The 14,437-nt window shown below is 66.8% G+C and carries 15 protein-coding genes; 6 read left to right on the forward strand and 9 right to left on the reverse strand.

Annotation, left to right across the window (positions count from 1 at the left end; genetic code table 11):
- Together miaA and RMO40_RS11885 are read right to left on the reverse strand one after the other, a co-directional pair.
- Positions 1-914: tRNA (adenosine(37)-N6)-dimethylallyltransferase MiaA (gene miaA / locus RMO40_RS11880; RefSeq protein ID WP_309721090.1), on the reverse strand; the 914-nt coding region annotated here is incomplete at its 3' end.
- Between the two features lie 70 nt (positions 915-984).
- Complete coding sequence (locus RMO40_RS11885) at positions 985-1,413, reverse strand: hotdog fold thioesterase (protein WP_309721093.1); 429 nt, start codon at positions 1,411-1,413, stop codon at positions 985-987.
- A gap of 104 nt (positions 1,414-1,517) precedes the next feature.
- Between RMO40_RS11885 and RMO40_RS11890 the strand changes: the two genes are divergently transcribed.
- Together RMO40_RS11890 and RMO40_RS11895 are read left to right on the forward strand one after the other, a co-directional pair.
- Positions 1,518-1,922 (forward strand): PA2779 family protein, encoded by a 405-nt coding sequence (locus RMO40_RS11890; protein ID WP_309721096.1) that lies wholly within the window; start codon positions 1,518-1,520, stop codon positions 1,920-1,922.
- A 10-nt stretch (positions 1,923-1,932) separates the two neighbouring features.
- A complete protein-coding gene (locus tag RMO40_RS11895; protein WP_309721098.1) occupies positions 1,933-2,850 on the forward strand; it encodes a PA2778 family cysteine peptidase in 918 nt (305 codons plus the stop codon).
- On the opposite strand, the gene RMO40_RS11900 is transcribed toward RMO40_RS11895, so the two are convergent.
- From RMO40_RS11900 to RMO40_RS11920, 5 genes are all read right to left on the reverse strand, one after another.
- Complete coding sequence (locus RMO40_RS11900; RefSeq protein WP_309721101.1) at positions 2,829-3,947, reverse strand: ABC transporter substrate-binding protein; 1,119 nt, start codon at positions 3,945-3,947, stop codon at positions 2,829-2,831. The two genes, RMO40_RS11895 and RMO40_RS11900, sit on opposite strands and share 22 nt — an antisense overlap.
- Positions 3,948-4,186: 239 nt before the next feature.
- Positions 4,187-4,597, reverse strand: coding sequence for a low affinity iron permease family protein (locus RMO40_RS11905; RefSeq protein WP_309721104.1), 411 nt, complete (start codon positions 4,595-4,597; stop codon positions 4,187-4,189).
- 41 nt (positions 4,598-4,638) lie between these two features.
- Positions 4,639-5,952: a pseudouridine synthase gene (locus RMO40_RS11910; protein ID WP_309721107.1), complete on the reverse strand. Its 1,314-nt coding sequence runs from the start codon at positions 5,950-5,952 to the stop codon at positions 4,639-4,641.
- 181 nt (positions 5,953-6,133) lie between these two features.
- Entirely contained in the window at positions 6,134-7,042 is a 909-nt protein-coding gene (xerD, locus tag RMO40_RS11915) for a site-specific tyrosine recombinase XerD (protein WP_309721110.1), read from the reverse strand.
- A gap of 123 nt (positions 7,043-7,165) precedes the next feature.
- Positions 7,166-8,134, reverse strand: a complete 969-nt coding sequence (locus RMO40_RS11920) for a tripartite tricarboxylate transporter substrate-binding protein (protein WP_309721113.1) — start codon at positions 8,132-8,134, stop codon at positions 7,166-7,168.
- Between the two features lie 125 nt (positions 8,135-8,259).
- Here RMO40_RS11920 and RMO40_RS11925 point away from each other — a divergent pair, with 125 nt between their 5' ends.
- A complete protein-coding gene (locus RMO40_RS11925) occupies positions 8,260-9,165 on the forward strand; it encodes an AEC family transporter (RefSeq protein ID WP_309721116.1) in 906 nt (301 codons plus the stop codon).
- A 1-nt stretch (position 9,166) separates the two neighbouring features.
- Here RMO40_RS11925 and queG read toward each other — a convergent pair whose 3' ends face one another.
- A complete protein-coding gene (queG, locus tag RMO40_RS11930) occupies positions 9,167-10,258 on the reverse strand; it encodes a tRNA epoxyqueuosine(34) reductase QueG (RefSeq protein WP_309721118.1) in 1,092 nt (363 codons plus the stop codon).
- 24 nt (positions 10,259-10,282) lie between these two features.
- Between queG and tsaE the strand changes: the two genes are divergently transcribed.
- A complete protein-coding gene (gene tsaE, locus RMO40_RS11935) occupies positions 10,283-10,723 on the forward strand; it encodes a tRNA (adenosine(37)-N6)-threonylcarbamoyltransferase complex ATPase subunit type 1 TsaE (RefSeq protein WP_309721121.1) in 441 nt (146 codons plus the stop codon).
- The gene (locus RMO40_RS11940; protein ID WP_309721125.1) at positions 10,720-12,036 is read left to right on the forward strand and encodes an N-acetylmuramoyl-L-alanine amidase; all 1,317 of its coding nucleotides are present in this window, start codon (positions 10,720-10,722) and stop codon (positions 12,034-12,036) included. The genes tsaE and RMO40_RS11940 overlap by 4 nt, the downstream gene beginning before the upstream one ends.
- Here the strand turns inward: RMO40_RS11940 and RMO40_RS11945 are convergent.
- Positions 11,984-12,673: a DedA family protein gene (locus RMO40_RS11945; RefSeq protein ID WP_309721128.1), complete on the reverse strand. Its 690-nt coding sequence runs from the start codon at positions 12,671-12,673 to the stop codon at positions 11,984-11,986. The genes RMO40_RS11940 and RMO40_RS11945 overlap by 53 nt on opposite strands.
- Before the next feature lie 49 nt (positions 12,674-12,722).
- Here RMO40_RS11945 and mutL point away from each other — a divergent pair.
- Positions 12,723-14,437 (forward strand): DNA mismatch repair endonuclease MutL (gene mutL, locus RMO40_RS11950; RefSeq protein ID WP_309721131.1); only part of this gene is annotated, 1,715 nt, incomplete at its 3' end.

Genomic DNA, 14,437 nt, shown 5'->3' on the forward strand with positions numbered 1-14,437 from the left:
GCCTGCAGCCGGTGCCGGAGTTGCTGGCCATCACAGGCGATAACCCGGCGCCGGGGCATGCTGCGCAGCCAGGTGATCTGGCGCTTGGCGAGCTGGCGCGTGGCGGCCACGCCGCGCTCGGGCAGCTCGCTCTGGTCGCCCGCGACCAAGGCCTCCCAGGTCTGGCGGTAACCCACGCAGCGCATCGAGGGCATGTCGGCGTCGAGGTCGCCGCGCGCTTCGAGTTTGACCACTTCTTCGACCAGGCCCTGCGCCAGCATCTGGTGAAAGCGTGTTTCGATGCGCTGGTGCAGCCAGGCGCGGTCGCTCGGTTCGAGCGAGATCAGCGGCGCTGTGGCTTGCTGCGGCTTCTCGCTGTGGAACGACGACATCGGCTGGCCGCTCACGCGGTAGACCTCCAGCGCACGCTGGATGCGCTGGTGGTCTGCCGGCTTAAGGCGCGCGGCGGTGAGGGGGTCGACCCGTTTCAGCTCGCGGTAGAGCGCTGGGAGGCCCTCGCGTTCGAGCTGCTCGCTCAAAGCCGCACGCACGGCGCGGTCAGCGGCGGGCATGGCGTCGAGCCCTTCGAACAGCGCCTTGAAGTACAGCATGGTGCCGCCCACCAGCAGAGGTACATGGCCACGCGCGTTGATCTCGCCGATGAGGGCGGTGGCATCGGTCACGAAGCGCGCGGCCGAGTAGGCCTCGCTCGGCTCGATGATGTCGATCAGGTGGTGTGGCACCTTCGCGCGCTCTTCGGCGCTGGGCTTGGCGGTGCCGATGTCCATGCCGCGGTACACCAGGGCCGAGTCGACGCTGATGATCTCGACCGGCGTGGTGGCCGCCAGCGCTTCGGCGATGGCGAGTGCGGCGGCCGTTTTGCCCGAGGCCGTGGGGCCGGCGAGGCAGAGGTAGTTGAAAGCAGTAGCGGTCATGCAGGTGGGGGAGTGAAGGTGCCGTGTGGGTCGCGGTGGCGCTGAACCAGCGTCCAGGACGGATTCATCTTCAGGCCGCTGGCACGAGGATGGCCATGGTGATGCGCGACACACAGGTGAGCTGGCCCTTTTCGTTGCGGATATCGATCTGCCACACATGCGTGGTGCGACCCAGGTGAACGGGCTTGGCGATGCCTTCCACCCAGCCGTCGCTTGCGCTGCGGATGTGGTTGGCGTTGATGTCCAGCCCCACGGCGCGGTGGCCGGCGGGTGAGGCGAACGCGGCGCCGCACGAGCCCAGCGTTTCGGCCAGCACCACCGACACGCCGCCATGCAGGATGCCCGCGGGCTGCTTGGTGCGTGCATCGACCGGGCAGCGCGCGCGGATGAAATCGTCCCCCACTTCGAGGAACTCGATGCCGAGCACGGCCACCGTGGTGTTGACGTGAATGGCGGTGAGCAGCTCCACCGAGGCGGGTTGTTTCCAGATGGCGGTCATGTGTGAAATTTAGGGGTGGGGTGATGAACAGCTTGCCACGAGTGGGGTTCACCGGGTGATTGCTAGGATGATCGACCTTTTTCAAGCCCGTGCAGGAGCAGTCCATGACAAGAACCCGGCGTTGCATCGCGACCTTTGTGGCCGCGTGCATCGGTTTTGGCGGTGTCGCCCCCACCGCGCAGGCCGGTGGCTTGATCAGCGCGGAACAGGTGGCGGCAAGCGTTGGCCTGCGCAGCGCCACCGATGACCGTGCCCGGCTGCTCGCCACGCTCGAGCGCGCCGATGTGGCGGCCGGGTTGGTGGCGCGCGGCGTGAGCGTCGACCAGGCGCGTCTGCGTGTGGCCGCGCTGAGCGATGCCGAAGCCGCACAGCTCGCCGCAGAGATCGACAAGGCGCCGGCCGGCGCCGGTGAGCTGATCGGCACGCTGATCCTGGTGTTCGTGGTGCTGGTCTTCACCGACATCTTCGGCTACACACGCATCTTCCCTTTCATCAAATCCAACCGTTGAGCGCGCGGTGATGTGGCGAGCGCTGCTGGCGTTGTGGCTGGCCTGTGTGTCGGGCTGCGCCGTTCAGACGGCAGCGCTGCACGCCGCGCCGCCAGCCGGCTTGCCGCGCAGCGTGGAGCTCGCCGACACCCCGTTCTTCGCGCAAACCGAGTACCAATGCGGGCCGGCTGCGCTCGCCACCGCCTTGGGTGCGGTGGGGGTGAACGCCTCGCCAGTCATCTTGGGCGAGCAGGTGTTCTTGCCCGCGCGTGGCGGCAGCCTGCAGGCCGAGATGCTGGCCGGTGCGCGGCGGCAGGGCGGGGTCGCGACCGTCATTCCCGGCCGGCTCGAAGCGGTGTTGCGCGAGCTGGCCGCAGGCCATGTGGTGGTGGTGTTGCAGAACCTGGGCTTGAGTTGGGTGCCGCTTTGGCACTACGCGGTGGTCGTGGGTTACGACCTCGATGCCGACGCAGTGCTGCTGCGCTCGGGCAGCACGCGGCGCACCACGATGCCGCTGCGCACCTTCGAGCACACCTGGGCGCGCTCGGGCTTCTGGGCCTTCGTCGCGTTGCCGCCCGGCGGCTGGCCGGTAACGGCGCAGGCTGATGCGGTGGTCGAGGCGGCGATCGGCTTCGAGCGCAGCGCCACGCCGGCGCAGGCTCTGCGAATCTACGAAAGCGCCACCCGACGCTGGCCCGACCCACTGCCGTTGGCCATCGGTCTGGGCAACGCGGCCCATGCGAATGGCGACAAGCGCCGCGCCGCGCAGGTGTTCCGCGCTGCGGCCGAGCAGCACGGCAGCGGCGCGGCCTGGGTCAACCTCGCCACGGTGCTGCTCGAGCTGGGCGAGCGCGAGGCCGCCATCACCGCCGCGCAGCGCGCGTTGAACGACCCGAGCTGGGGTGCTCGGGCGCACGAGCTGCTGGCTCAGGCCACCAGTCGGCCGTAGCGGTCGATCGCCACCAGCTCCACATACTTCGAGCCCTGCGTGCTGCCCGGCGTGAACTGCACCGTGTAGCCGCCCAGGTCGGCGCGCAGGGTGCTCAAGGCGTCTTTCATGCTGCGCTTGGTGACGCTGGCCACGCTCAGCGCCTTGCGCGCCGCTTCCACGGCGATACGCCCGCTGATGTAGCCCTCGAGGGTGGTCACGCTCATCTTGGCGCCGGTGTTCAGCGCCACCAGGTCGGCCTGGCAGCGGCTGACCACGGGCAAGCCCATCGACGAAGGGCGCGGCACCACCACGCTCAGGATGGCGCTCTGCTTCTTGGCCGCCAGGGTGTCGATGAGGTCTTGGCCGGCCATCGACGACGCATAGAACAGGCCGCGGTACTTGGCGGCGTGCAGGTGGTCGATGATGGCGGCCACCGGAGCCGCATTCGCCACGAACAGCACGCAGTCGAGGTTGCCGGCGCTCAGCTTGTCGGCTGCGGCCTGGAACGATGCGGGCGTCTGCTCGATCGCAATCGCTTCCTTGGGCGAGATGCCCGCAGCCGCAAGCGCGCCGGTCATGGCGGCGAGATTGGGCGAGGTGGTTTCTTGCTGGTAGACCAGGCCCACGCGCAGCAAGGCGCGCTCCTTCGCATAGGCCACCATGCGCTTGAACTCGAGGTCGTAGCCGGCGCGCACGTGATACGCCGAGCTCAGCTTGTCGTTGCGAAGGCCCATGGTGCCGCTGGCGGTGCCCAAAAGCGGCATCTGGCTCTGGTCGATGGCGGTCATGGCGGCTTCGGCACCTGCGCCGCTGGTGAGGCCGATCAGCGCAGAGACGTTGGAATTCAACAGCGCCCCCACGTTTTGGGCACAACGCTCGGTTGAACCGGCGTCGTCGAGCGTGATCAGCTCGAAGCGTGTGCTGCCCGTCTTGGAGGCGGCCTCGAAGGCGGCCACGATGCCCGCGCGGATGTCTCGGCCGTGGTCGGCATCAGCGCCCGTCATGGCCGCCGATTGGCCGAACTTGATGACACTGGGCTGCGCCATCACCAGGCCCGGGAAGCCCGTTGCAACACCACCGACCAGACCACCCCACACCAGATTTCTGCGCTTCATGACACGTTCCTCGCCTGCTTGGACAGGTGTGCATTAGCGGCTCAATCGAGGTGTTGCGGCGTGTCTGTTTGTTGCGGAATTCATGGACAGATTCGTCGCGCAACCCCCCATTTGCGGGGGAATCTCACACTTTTTGCTGCGGGTTTTCCCAAGTGAGGGGCTTACAGGCAGATACGAAGTGCGGCGAAGGGCTGCCAGTTCGAGCGACCTGCGCACCGCGAGCGAAGTGGCCCGTCCGCTCAGGGCTCGGGCGTTCCGGTGTCTTGTGCACCCTGTTCGATGGCGAGGCGCGCTGCGGCCGCCAGCGCCTGGTATTTGCGCTTGAAGGCGTCGAGCGTTTCCTCTTCAAGCTCTTCCAGGTCGAGCAAGGCGTTGTGCGCACCCCGGGTGGCACGAATCAACTCGTCGAGCTTGACCTGGATGGCCTCGGTGTCGCGGTTCTGTGTGTTCTGGATCAGGAACACCATCAGAAAGGTGACGATCGTGGTGCCGGTGTTGATGACCAGCTGCCAGGTGTCACTGAAGCCGAACAGCGGCCCCGTGACCAGCCACACCACGATCACCGCCACGGCCAGGGTGAACACGCGGGGCCGGCCGCAAAAATGCGCGGCGGACTTGGCGAACTGTGAATACCAGGCAGTGTTTTGCATGCGGCGTTTTTACATCAGGCCGCCGCTGGAACCCAGCAGGTTCAGGTGGCCGTGGCTGTGACGGGCTCGGCGAAACGTTCGTCGCCGCGCAGGTAGCGCCACTGCCCCGCCGGCAGGTCGCCCAGCATCACATTGCCGATGCGCACGCGCTTCAAGCCCAGCACCTTCAGGCCCACCTGCTCGCACATGCGGCGGATCTGCCGCTTCTTGCCTTCGCGCAGCACGAAGCGCAGCTGGTCGTCGTTGACCCACTCCACCACGGCCGGGCGCAGCGCTTCGCCGTCGAGCTCCAGGCCGTGGTTGAGCAGGGCGAGTTGATCGTCGGGCAGGGCCTGGCCGTCGAGCGTGTTCACGCGCACCAGGTATTCCTTCTCGACCTCGCTGTCTTCGCCGATCAGCTGCTTGGCGATGCGGCCGTCTTGGGTGAGCACCAGCAGGCCGACGGAGTCGATGTCGAGCCGGCCGGCGGGCGCGAGGCCGCGCATGTGGCTGTGCAAGAAGCGAAAGCCCGAGCGGTCTTCGCGCCACTGGTTTTGCGGCGTGATCAGCACCGAGGCAGGCTCGTAGCCGTCTTCGGCCTGCCCGCTCACGTAGCCCACCGGCTTGTTGATCAGGATGGTGACCTTCTGCGCCTGCGCATCGCGGGCCTTGGCCTCGATGCTGATGAGCTGGCCGGGCATGACGCGCGAACCGAGCTCGGTGATGACCTTGCCGTCGACACGCACCCAGCCCTTGGGAATCCACTCATCGGCTTCGCGGCGCGAGGCAATGCCCAGCTCGCTCATGCGCTTGGACAGGCGCATGCTGCCGGGCTTTTCGGCGTGCTGCGCAAAGTCGTCGTCATCGTCGTCGCGCTGCGGGCGCATCGGCGCGTTGCGGCGCGGGCCGAAGGCCTTGTTCGGGCCGCCGCCAAAAGCCGTGTTGGGGCTAGAGCGCGCAGGATGCGGCTGCGGGCGGTGGGGTGGGCGTTGCTGAACGTCGCGCGGGTCACGCTGCTGCTGTTGTGCGCCGCGCCCATCGTCGCGGGGGCCGTTGTAGGGGGCGTTGGCGGGGCCGCGCGGGTCGCTGCGGGTGACACGGCGTGAATCATCCCGGCGCGGGCCCGGGGCGGGGCTGCGCTCATCGCGGCGAGGTGGCCGAGGCGCGCTGGGTTCATCACGGCGGGCAAAGCCGGCCGGCGGTTTGTCACCAAAACGCTGGCGCAGCTGCTCCTGGTAGCGCGCTTCGCGCTCAGCTCTCAGGGTCTGGGCCTCGGCCAGCGTGGGGCGCTTTTTCACGCCTGAGCCAGCGCCACGAACGGGCGCTCGGTCGGTTTTGGCAGGGCCGGCGGGCTTCTTCAATTTCAGCGTGGCCATGGGTCGTCTCGGTAGCAAGCTCGGATTGGAACATGGGAGCTTGGGCACCGCTGGTTTGGACGCAAAGGGCGCGAAGGAAGACGCAAAGAACGCAAAGAATTCAGAAGATCAATTTGGAAGATTTCTCTTCTTCGCGACCTTTGCGTTCCCTGCGTCCAAAACGACCGCACCCTGGCTCCTGCTACCCCCGCGGGTGATGCGTTGCGTGCAACGACTTCAGCCGCTCGCGCGCCACGTGGGTGTAGATGGTGGTGGTGGAGATGTCGGCGTGGCCGAGCAGCATCTGCACGGCGCGCAGGTCGGCGCCGTGGTTCAGCAGATGGGTGGCAAACGCATGGCGCAGCGTGTGGGGCGACAGCGGCACCGTCACGCCGCCCTGCAAGGCCTGCTTCTTGATGATCTGCCAGAACATCTGCCGCGTCATCGCGCCGCCGCGCCCGGTGACGAAAAGCGCATCGCTCGCCTGGCCGTGCAAGATGGTCGCGCGTGCCTCGGCCAGGTAGCGCGTCAGCCAGGCGTGGGCCTCTTCTCCAAACGGCACCAGGCGCTCCTTGGCACCTTTGCCCGTGACGCGCAGCACGCCGTCGGCCAGGCTCAGGTGCACGCTCTTGAGCGTGACCAGTTCGCTCACCCGCAGCCCGCTGGCGTACATCAGCTCGAGCATGGTGCGGTCGCGCAGGCCGAGCGGGGTGTCGGTGTCGGGCGCGTTGAGAAGGGTCTCGACCTGCGCTTCGCTCAGCGTTTTGGGTACACGCAGCGGCTGTTTGGCGCTCAGGAGCTTGAGGGTGGGGTCGGCTTGTAGCAGGTGCTCGCGCAGCGCCCAGCGAAAGTAGCGCTTGAACACCGTGAGCCGGCGGTTGGCCGTGGTGGCCTTGGTGGCGGCATGCTGCGCGATGGCGTGCTCGCGCAGGTCGGCCTCGGTGCTGTGGTTGAGCGACTTGTTCGCGCTGTGGGCCAGCCACTGCGCGTAGAGCGTCAGGTCGCGCCGGTAAGCGGCCAGGGTGTTGGCCGAGAGGCCGTCTTCAATCCACAGCGCGTCGATGAAGCGATCGATGGACTGCTGGCTGGTGGTCAGTTCTGGCTCGATCATGAGGAATGATTGCACCGCAAGAGCGAGCGCAGCGTAGCGTGATCGAGCCACCCGAACCCCGGGTCTCCCGGGCCTATGGGGTCGCCCCTTGGGGGCAGGAGCGCAGCGACTGGGGGGCTGTCATCAATCCAGCTGCAGTTTCTGTTGCGCCACGACCTTCTTGTAGACCTCGAACTCGGCCTTGATCTGCTCGGCGAACTGCTCGGGTGTGTTGGCCACGATCAGCGAGCCGGTGTCTTCGATGCGCTTTTTCACGGCGGGGTCTTCAACGGTCTTCTTCACGGCGGCGTGGATCTTGTCGACCACGTCTTTCGGCAGGCCCTTGGGGCCGAGGATGCCGTAGTAGGCCATGCGGTTCACAGGCTCCAGCCCCACTTCCTTGAAGGTGGGCACATTGGGCAAGGCCGCAAGCCGGTTGGGTGCGGCCACGACGATGGCGATCAGGCGGCCGTCCTTGATGAAGGGCAGGGCCGAGGGCATGTTGTCAAAGATCATCGGCACCTGGCCGGCCACGGTGTCGTTGAGTGCCGGGCCCGCGCCGCGGTAGGGAATGTGGGTGACGAAGGTGCCCGACAGGTTCTTGAAGAGTTCCATCTGCAAATGGCCGATGCCGCCGGTGCCGGAGCTGGCAAACGAGTACTTGCCGGGGTTCTTTTTCAGCTCGGCGAGAAAGCCCTTGTAGTCGCGCGCCGGAAAGCTCGGGTGCACCGCAATCACATTGGGCGTGGCCGCCACGTTGATGATGGGCGTGAAGTCGGTCAGCGTGTTGTACGGGATCTTCGGGTTGATGGCCGGGTTGGCGGCCGTCGTGGAGACGGTGGCCATGCCGAGCGAGTAGCCATCCGGGGCCGCCTTGGCGATCTCGTTGGCGCCGATCGAGCCGCCGCCGCCGGCCTTGTTCTCGACGATCATGGTCTGCCCGAGCGGGCCGTTGATCTTCTCGGCCAGCACACGGGCCACGATGTCGGTGGTGCCGCCGGGTGCGAAGGGCACCACGAGCCGCACCGGCTTGTTGGGGTAGGCCTGTGCCCACACGCAAGGAGCTGCGGCCGACAACACAAGGGCGCTGGCGATGAGGGTTCTGCGTTGCATGGAGGCTCCTGAAAAGTGATGCGAGGTTCAAAGTGCATGCTGCACGCTGAACCATGCCTTGGCGACTGTGGAAACTACGCAGCGACCACCGATGAGCCCATCCCTTGCGCTGGCACACTCGGCCCATGTCCCTTGGCCTGCTGCTGCTGCCCGATTTTCTGCTGATTGCCTGCGGCTTCTTGCTGTGCCGCTACACGGCGCTCGACCGGCCGCTGTGGGAAAGCGCCGAACGCCTGGTGTACTACCTGCTGTTCCCGGTGCTGCTGTTCAACTCCATCGTCAACAGCCCGCTGCAGCCGACACAAACCATGAGCCTGGCTGGCGCCGGTGTGGGTGTGATGTTGTGTGGCGTGGCGCTGGCGTTCTCACTGCGGCTCTGGCCGGGCGTCGACGCGGGCATGCACGCCTCGGGCGCCCAGGTGGCGTTTCGCTTCAATTCCTACATTGCACTGGCTTTGTCGGAGCGGCTGGGCGGAGCGCAAGGTGTGGCCTGGATGGCGCTGATCGTGGCCTTGTGCGTGCCCATCGCCAACGTGGCGGCTGTGTGGTCGCTGGCCCGTCACGGGGGCCATGCGTACCTGCGCGAGCTGGCGCGCAACCCTCTCATCATCAGCACCCTGGCCGGGCTCGCGGCCAATGCTGCAGGTGTGAGCTTCCCCGAGGCCGTGGCGACCACCTTGCATCGGATCGGCGTGGCGGCCTTGCCCATCGGCTTGCTCGCGGTAGGTGCGGGGCTGAAGCTCGGTGGGCTGAAGCGTGCGCCTGGTTTGGCGGCGGCCTTGTTGATCATCCGGCATGCGGTCTTGCCGGCGATCGGCCTCGGTCTCGGCCTGGCGCTTGCGTTGCCGAGTGCGCAGCACCAGATGGTGTTGCTGTTTGCGGCCATGCCGACCGCGTCAAGCGCCTATGTGCTGGCGGCACGCATGGGGGGTGATGCGCCTTATGTGGCCGGGCTGGTGACACTCTCGACCGTGATTGGCATGTTCAGCATCCCGCTGTGGCTGGGGGTGTTGTCGGCTTTGCCCGTGTGATTCAGCCCTGGGCCAGGGCCCAATCGATGTGCTCGCGCACCAGATCGCTCGCGCTGTCTCGGGCCGATTGCAATGCCTGCGTCATCAGAACATCGGGTTGCGCCCGCAAGGCGTTGCCTAAACCGACGGCCAGGTTGCGCCGCCAGCGTTGATAGCCGATACGACGGATCGGCCCGCCTTCGGTGTGGCGCAGGAAGTCGCTTTCTGACCAGCTCCACAGCTGCAGCAGGCTGGCCTGGGTGAGGGAAGCGCGCGGGTCGAAGTCGGGCAGGGTGCTGCGTTGGGCGTACTTGTTCCACGGGCACACCAGCTGGCAGTCGTCACACCCATAGATGCGGTTGCCCATGGGCGCGCGCAATTCGGTGGGAATAGGGCCCTCGTGTTCGATGGTCAGGTAGGAGATGCAGCGCCGCGCGTCCACCCGGTAGGGGCCGACGATGGCCTGCGTGGGGCACACGTCGATGCAGGCGCTGCAGCTGCCGCAATGCGAGCTGACCGGCTCTGACACTGGCAGCGGCAGGTCGATGTAAATCTCCCCCAGAAAAAACATCGACCCCGCATCGCGGTGCAGCGCGAGCGTGTGCTTGCCGCGCCAGCCGATGCCGCTGCGCGAGGCGAGCTCGACCTCGAGCACCGGCGCCGAGTCGGTGAACACACGGTGGCCGAAGGGGCCGACGGCCTCACTCAGACGCTCGGCCAGCTTTTGCAGGCGGCTGCGCAATACCTTGTGATAGTCGCGCCCCCGGGCGTAGACCGACACGCTGGCCTCGGCGGGCGTGTGGATGTGTTGCCATTCGACGGCCTGCCATTCGTCGGGTGTGTTGCGCGGCAGGTAGTCCATGCGCGCCGTGATCACGCGCACCGTGCCGGGCACCAGCTCGGCGGGGCGGGCGCGCTTGATGCCGTGCCGGGCCATGTAAACCATGTCGCCGTGAAAGCCGTTGTGGAGCCATGCCAACAGGCCGGGTTCGGCCGAAGACAAATCCACATCGGCCACACCGATCTGGGAAAATCCGAGCGCCGTGGCCCATTCGCGCAGTTGTGACACCAGCGCGATCAGGCTTTCACCACCCAACTTGAGAGCGTCGGTCATTTGTCGATTCTAGGAACTCGCACCGTGCACTGGGCAGACGAAGCCGCTTGTTGCGCCACCGCGCAAGCGCTGGCGCAAAGGCCGGCGCTTCGCGAAGCCTTCATCGAGCTGCACGGCACGCTGGGTTCGGGCAAGACGACGTTCGTGCGCCACCTGTTGCAGGCGCTGGGTGTGCAAGGACGCATCAAGAGCCCGACCTACGCAGTGATGGAGTCGTATGCGGTGCCCGATCTCGAAATCTGGCACTTCGACTTCTATCGCTTCAAAGACCCGCAAGAGTTTGAAGATGCTGGCTTTCGCGACGTGTTTGCGAGCACCGGCCTGAAGCTCGCCGAGTGGCCCGAGCTGGCCGCGGGTTTGTTGCCGGTGCCTGACTTGCGCATGGAACTCACGCCGCTCGATGGAGACCAACGGCGCGTGAGTTTCGAAGCCTTGACCCCCCGTGGCCTGGAGTTGCTGCCTTGAATCGGCGTGACGCCTTGCGTCAAATAGGCAGCGTCGTGCTGCTGTTGGGCAGCAGCGAGTTGGCCTTCGGCGCCAGTATCGTGGCCGTGCGAGTGTGGCCGGCCGACGAATACACGCGGGTCACGCTCGAGTCCGACACCGCGTTATCGGTCAAACACTCGTTGCTCTCGAGCCCGGCGCGGCTCGTGATCGACATCGACGGCCTGGAGCTGAGCCCCGAGTTGCGCGAGCTGGTCGGCAAGGTGAAACCCGACGACCCCTTTATCGCCGGCGTGCGTGTGGGCCAGAACATGCCGCGTGTGGTGCGCCTGGTGATCGATCTCAAGCAGGCGACTGCGCCACAGCTTTTCACGCTGGCGCCGGTGGCTGCTTATCAGCACCGATTGGTGTTCGACCTGCACCCGATCAAAGAGCGCGATCCGCTGCTCACGCTGATCCAGGACAAGAGCCAGGCCGAGCAGCAAGCGGCCCAGGCGGTGCAAGACGCCCTGGGCGAATTCATCGGCAAGATGAACAAACCCGTGGGCACGCCGCCGCCGCCGATCTCAACCCCGGCACCGGCCGCTGCGGCATCGGCACCACCGATGACCCAGGCCCGCATCGACCGGCTCGTCATCGTGGCCATCGACCCCGGCCATGGCGGCGAAGACCCGGGTGCCATCGGCCCCACCGGCCTGCGCGAAAAAGACGTGGTGCTCTCGGTGGCGCTCAAGCTGCGCGACCGCATCAACGCCGTGCCCGGCATGCGCGCCATGCTCACGCGCGACGCTGACTTCTTCGTGCCCTTGCAAGAGCGCGTGCGCAAGGCGCGTCGGGTGCAGGCCGACCTGTTCGTGTCGATCCACGCCGACGCTTTTTTCAAGCCGCAGGCGCGCGGCGCCTCGGTGTTTGCCTTGTCGCAAAACGGGGCCAGCAGCAGCGCCGCGCGCTGGATGGCCAACCGCGAAAACGCCGCCGACCTGGTGGGCGGCGTCAACATCAAGGTGAAAGACGCAGCAGTGGCCAGGGCCCTGCTCGACATGAGCACCACCGCGCAGATCAAAGACAGCTTGATGCTCGGCGGCGAGGTGCTGGGGCAGATCCGCAAGGTGGGCTACCTGCACAAGGGCAGCGTCGAGCAGGCGGGGTTTGCCGTGCTGAAGGCGCCCGACGTGCCCTCGATCCTGGTCGAGACAGCCTTCATCTCCAACCCCGAAGAAGAGGCCAAGCTGCGCAGCGACGCCTACCGCGAGCAGCTGGTGGACGCGCTCGCCTCGGGCATCAAGCGTTACTTTGCGAAGAACCCGCCGCTGGCGCGGCAGCGGCAGCTTTGAGCGCGTTGCGCCGCGCCTTCCAGGCGCCGAAGAGCACCAGCACCCCGGGCAGGAAGATCGCGGCCCAGATGATCTTGTCCAAGTGTTGCTTGACCCACGGGATGTTGCCAAACAGGTAGCCGGCCAACGTGACCCCGCCGACCCACAGCGCCGCACCGACGATGTTGAAAAGCGTGAAGCGGCTGCGTGTCATCTCGGCCACCCCGGCCACGAAGGGCACGAAGGTGCGCAGAAATGGCAGGAAGCGGGCCGCGATGATGGTGATTCCGCCGTGCTTTTCGTAGAAGGCATGGGACTGGTCGAACGCACGGCGGTTGAAGAAGCGCGAGTTCTCCCACTGGAACACCTTGGGCCCGAAATAGCGGCCGATGCTGTAGTTGCACTGGTCGCCGAGGATGGCGGCCACGGTGAGCAAGCCCACCGCCAGCGGGAAGTTCATCAGCCCTGCGCCGCACAGGGCGCCGACCACGAACAACAGCGAGTCACCCGGCAGGAAGGGCATCACCACGACGCCGGTCTCGACGAAGATGATTAGGAACAAGAGCGCGTAGACCCAGGTACCGTAATTCGCCACGAAGGTGGCCAGGTGCACGTCGACATGCAGGATGAAATCGAGGAGGAAAGCGATGATGTCCATGCGGCGGCATTATCGCGGCGAGACCGTGACGCATTCATACAATGCTTCGATGAACGCCGTGCCGCAGCCAGCCCTCCGCCGACCCATCCGTGAGCTGCCCGACGAGCTGATCAGCCAGATCGCCGCCGGCGAGGTGGTGGAGCGCCCGGCCTCGGTGGTGCGCGAGCTGGTCGACAACGCGCTCGATGCCGGCGCGACCGAGGTGGTGGTCAAGCTGATGGCCGGCGGCGTGCGCAGCATCGTGGTCGAAGACGATGGCGCAGGCATCCCGGCCGACGAGTTGCCGCTGGCACTGCGCCGCCACGCCACCAGCAAGATCGCCTCGCTGGGCGAGCTGGAAAACGTGGCCACCATGGGGTTTCGCGGTGAAGCGCTGGCAGCCATCGGCTCGGTGGCCGAGCTGAGCATGGCCAGCCGCACTGCGAGCGCGCCGCATGCGCTGCGCATCGATGCCCGCTCGGGCGAGCTGGTGCCGGCCGCGCGGGGCGTGGGCACGAGTGTCGAAGTGCGCGAGCTGTTTTTTGCCACACCGGCCCGGCGCAAGTTTCTGAAGACCGACGCGACCGAGCTCGCGCATTGCATCGAGGCCGTGCGCCGCCATGCGCTGGTGCGGCCCGATGTGGGCTTTGCCGTCTGGCACGAAGGCAAGCTGGTGCAGCAATGGCGGCGCTCGGCATCAGCCCAACGGGTGCGTGAGGTGCTGGGCGAAGAGTTCATCGGCGAAAGCCGCGAAGTGACGTTCGAGATCGGCCCGCTGCGTGTGACCGGCCGCGCCGGCACGCCGGCCGCAGCGCGCAGCCGCGCCGACCAGCAGTATGTGTATGTCAACGGGCGCTTCGTGCGCGACAAGCTGATCGCCCACGGCGTGCGCTCGGCCTATGTAGACGTGTTGCACGGCGGGCGCCAGCCGGCCTATGTGCTCTTCATCGAGATCGCGCCGGAGCGGGTCGATGTGAACGTGCACCCGACCAAGATCGAGGTGCGTTTTCGTGATTCCCGCGAGGTGCACCAGGCCGTGCGGCGGGCGGTGGAGGCCGGGTTGGCGCCGCCGCAGGCTGCGGGAGCGAATGTGCCGATGCCCGTCATGGCGGCGGCCGCGCCTGCTGCGTCGCAGTTTTACCCGCCGAGCTACCGCCCCATCACATCCCAGGCCACGCTGGGCCTGGAACAGGTGGCCGTGCTGTATGCACAGGAAGCACCCGCCGCATGGGCCACGCCTGTGGCTCAATCCGCCGCTTTACCGAGCGGTGACTGGCCTTTGGGCAAGGCGATTGCACAGGTCGGTGGCGTGTTCGTGCTGGCGGAAAACGCGCAGGGCCTGGTGATCGTCGACATGCATGCGGCGCACGAGCGCATCGTCTACGAACGGCTGAAGGCCAGCCTCGGTGCCGCCGCGATCGAGACGCAACCCTTGCTGATCCCGGCCACCTTTGCGGCCACGGCGCAGGAGATTGCCACCGCGCAGTCTCAGGCCGACAACCTGCTGACGCTGGGGCTTGACGTGTCGGTTCTGTCGGTGACCACCCTGGCGGTGCGCTCGCGGCCGGCCGCGCTGGCCGGTGGCGACGTGGTGGAGCTCGCTCGCAGCGTGCTGGCCGAGCTGGCGCAGTACGACGCCAGCAGCGTGATCCAGCGCGCGCAGCACGAAATTCTCTCGACCATGGCCTGCCACGGCGCGGTCCGTGCCAACCGCCAGCTGAACATGGACGAGATGAACGCGCTGCTGCGTGACATGGAGCGCACCGAGCGCGCCGACCAGTGCAA

Origin of the sequence: Rhizobacter sp., from assembly GCF_031412075.1 — a bacterium.
Classification (GTDB): Bacteria; Pseudomonadota; Gammaproteobacteria; order Burkholderiales; family Burkholderiaceae_C; genus Rhizobacter.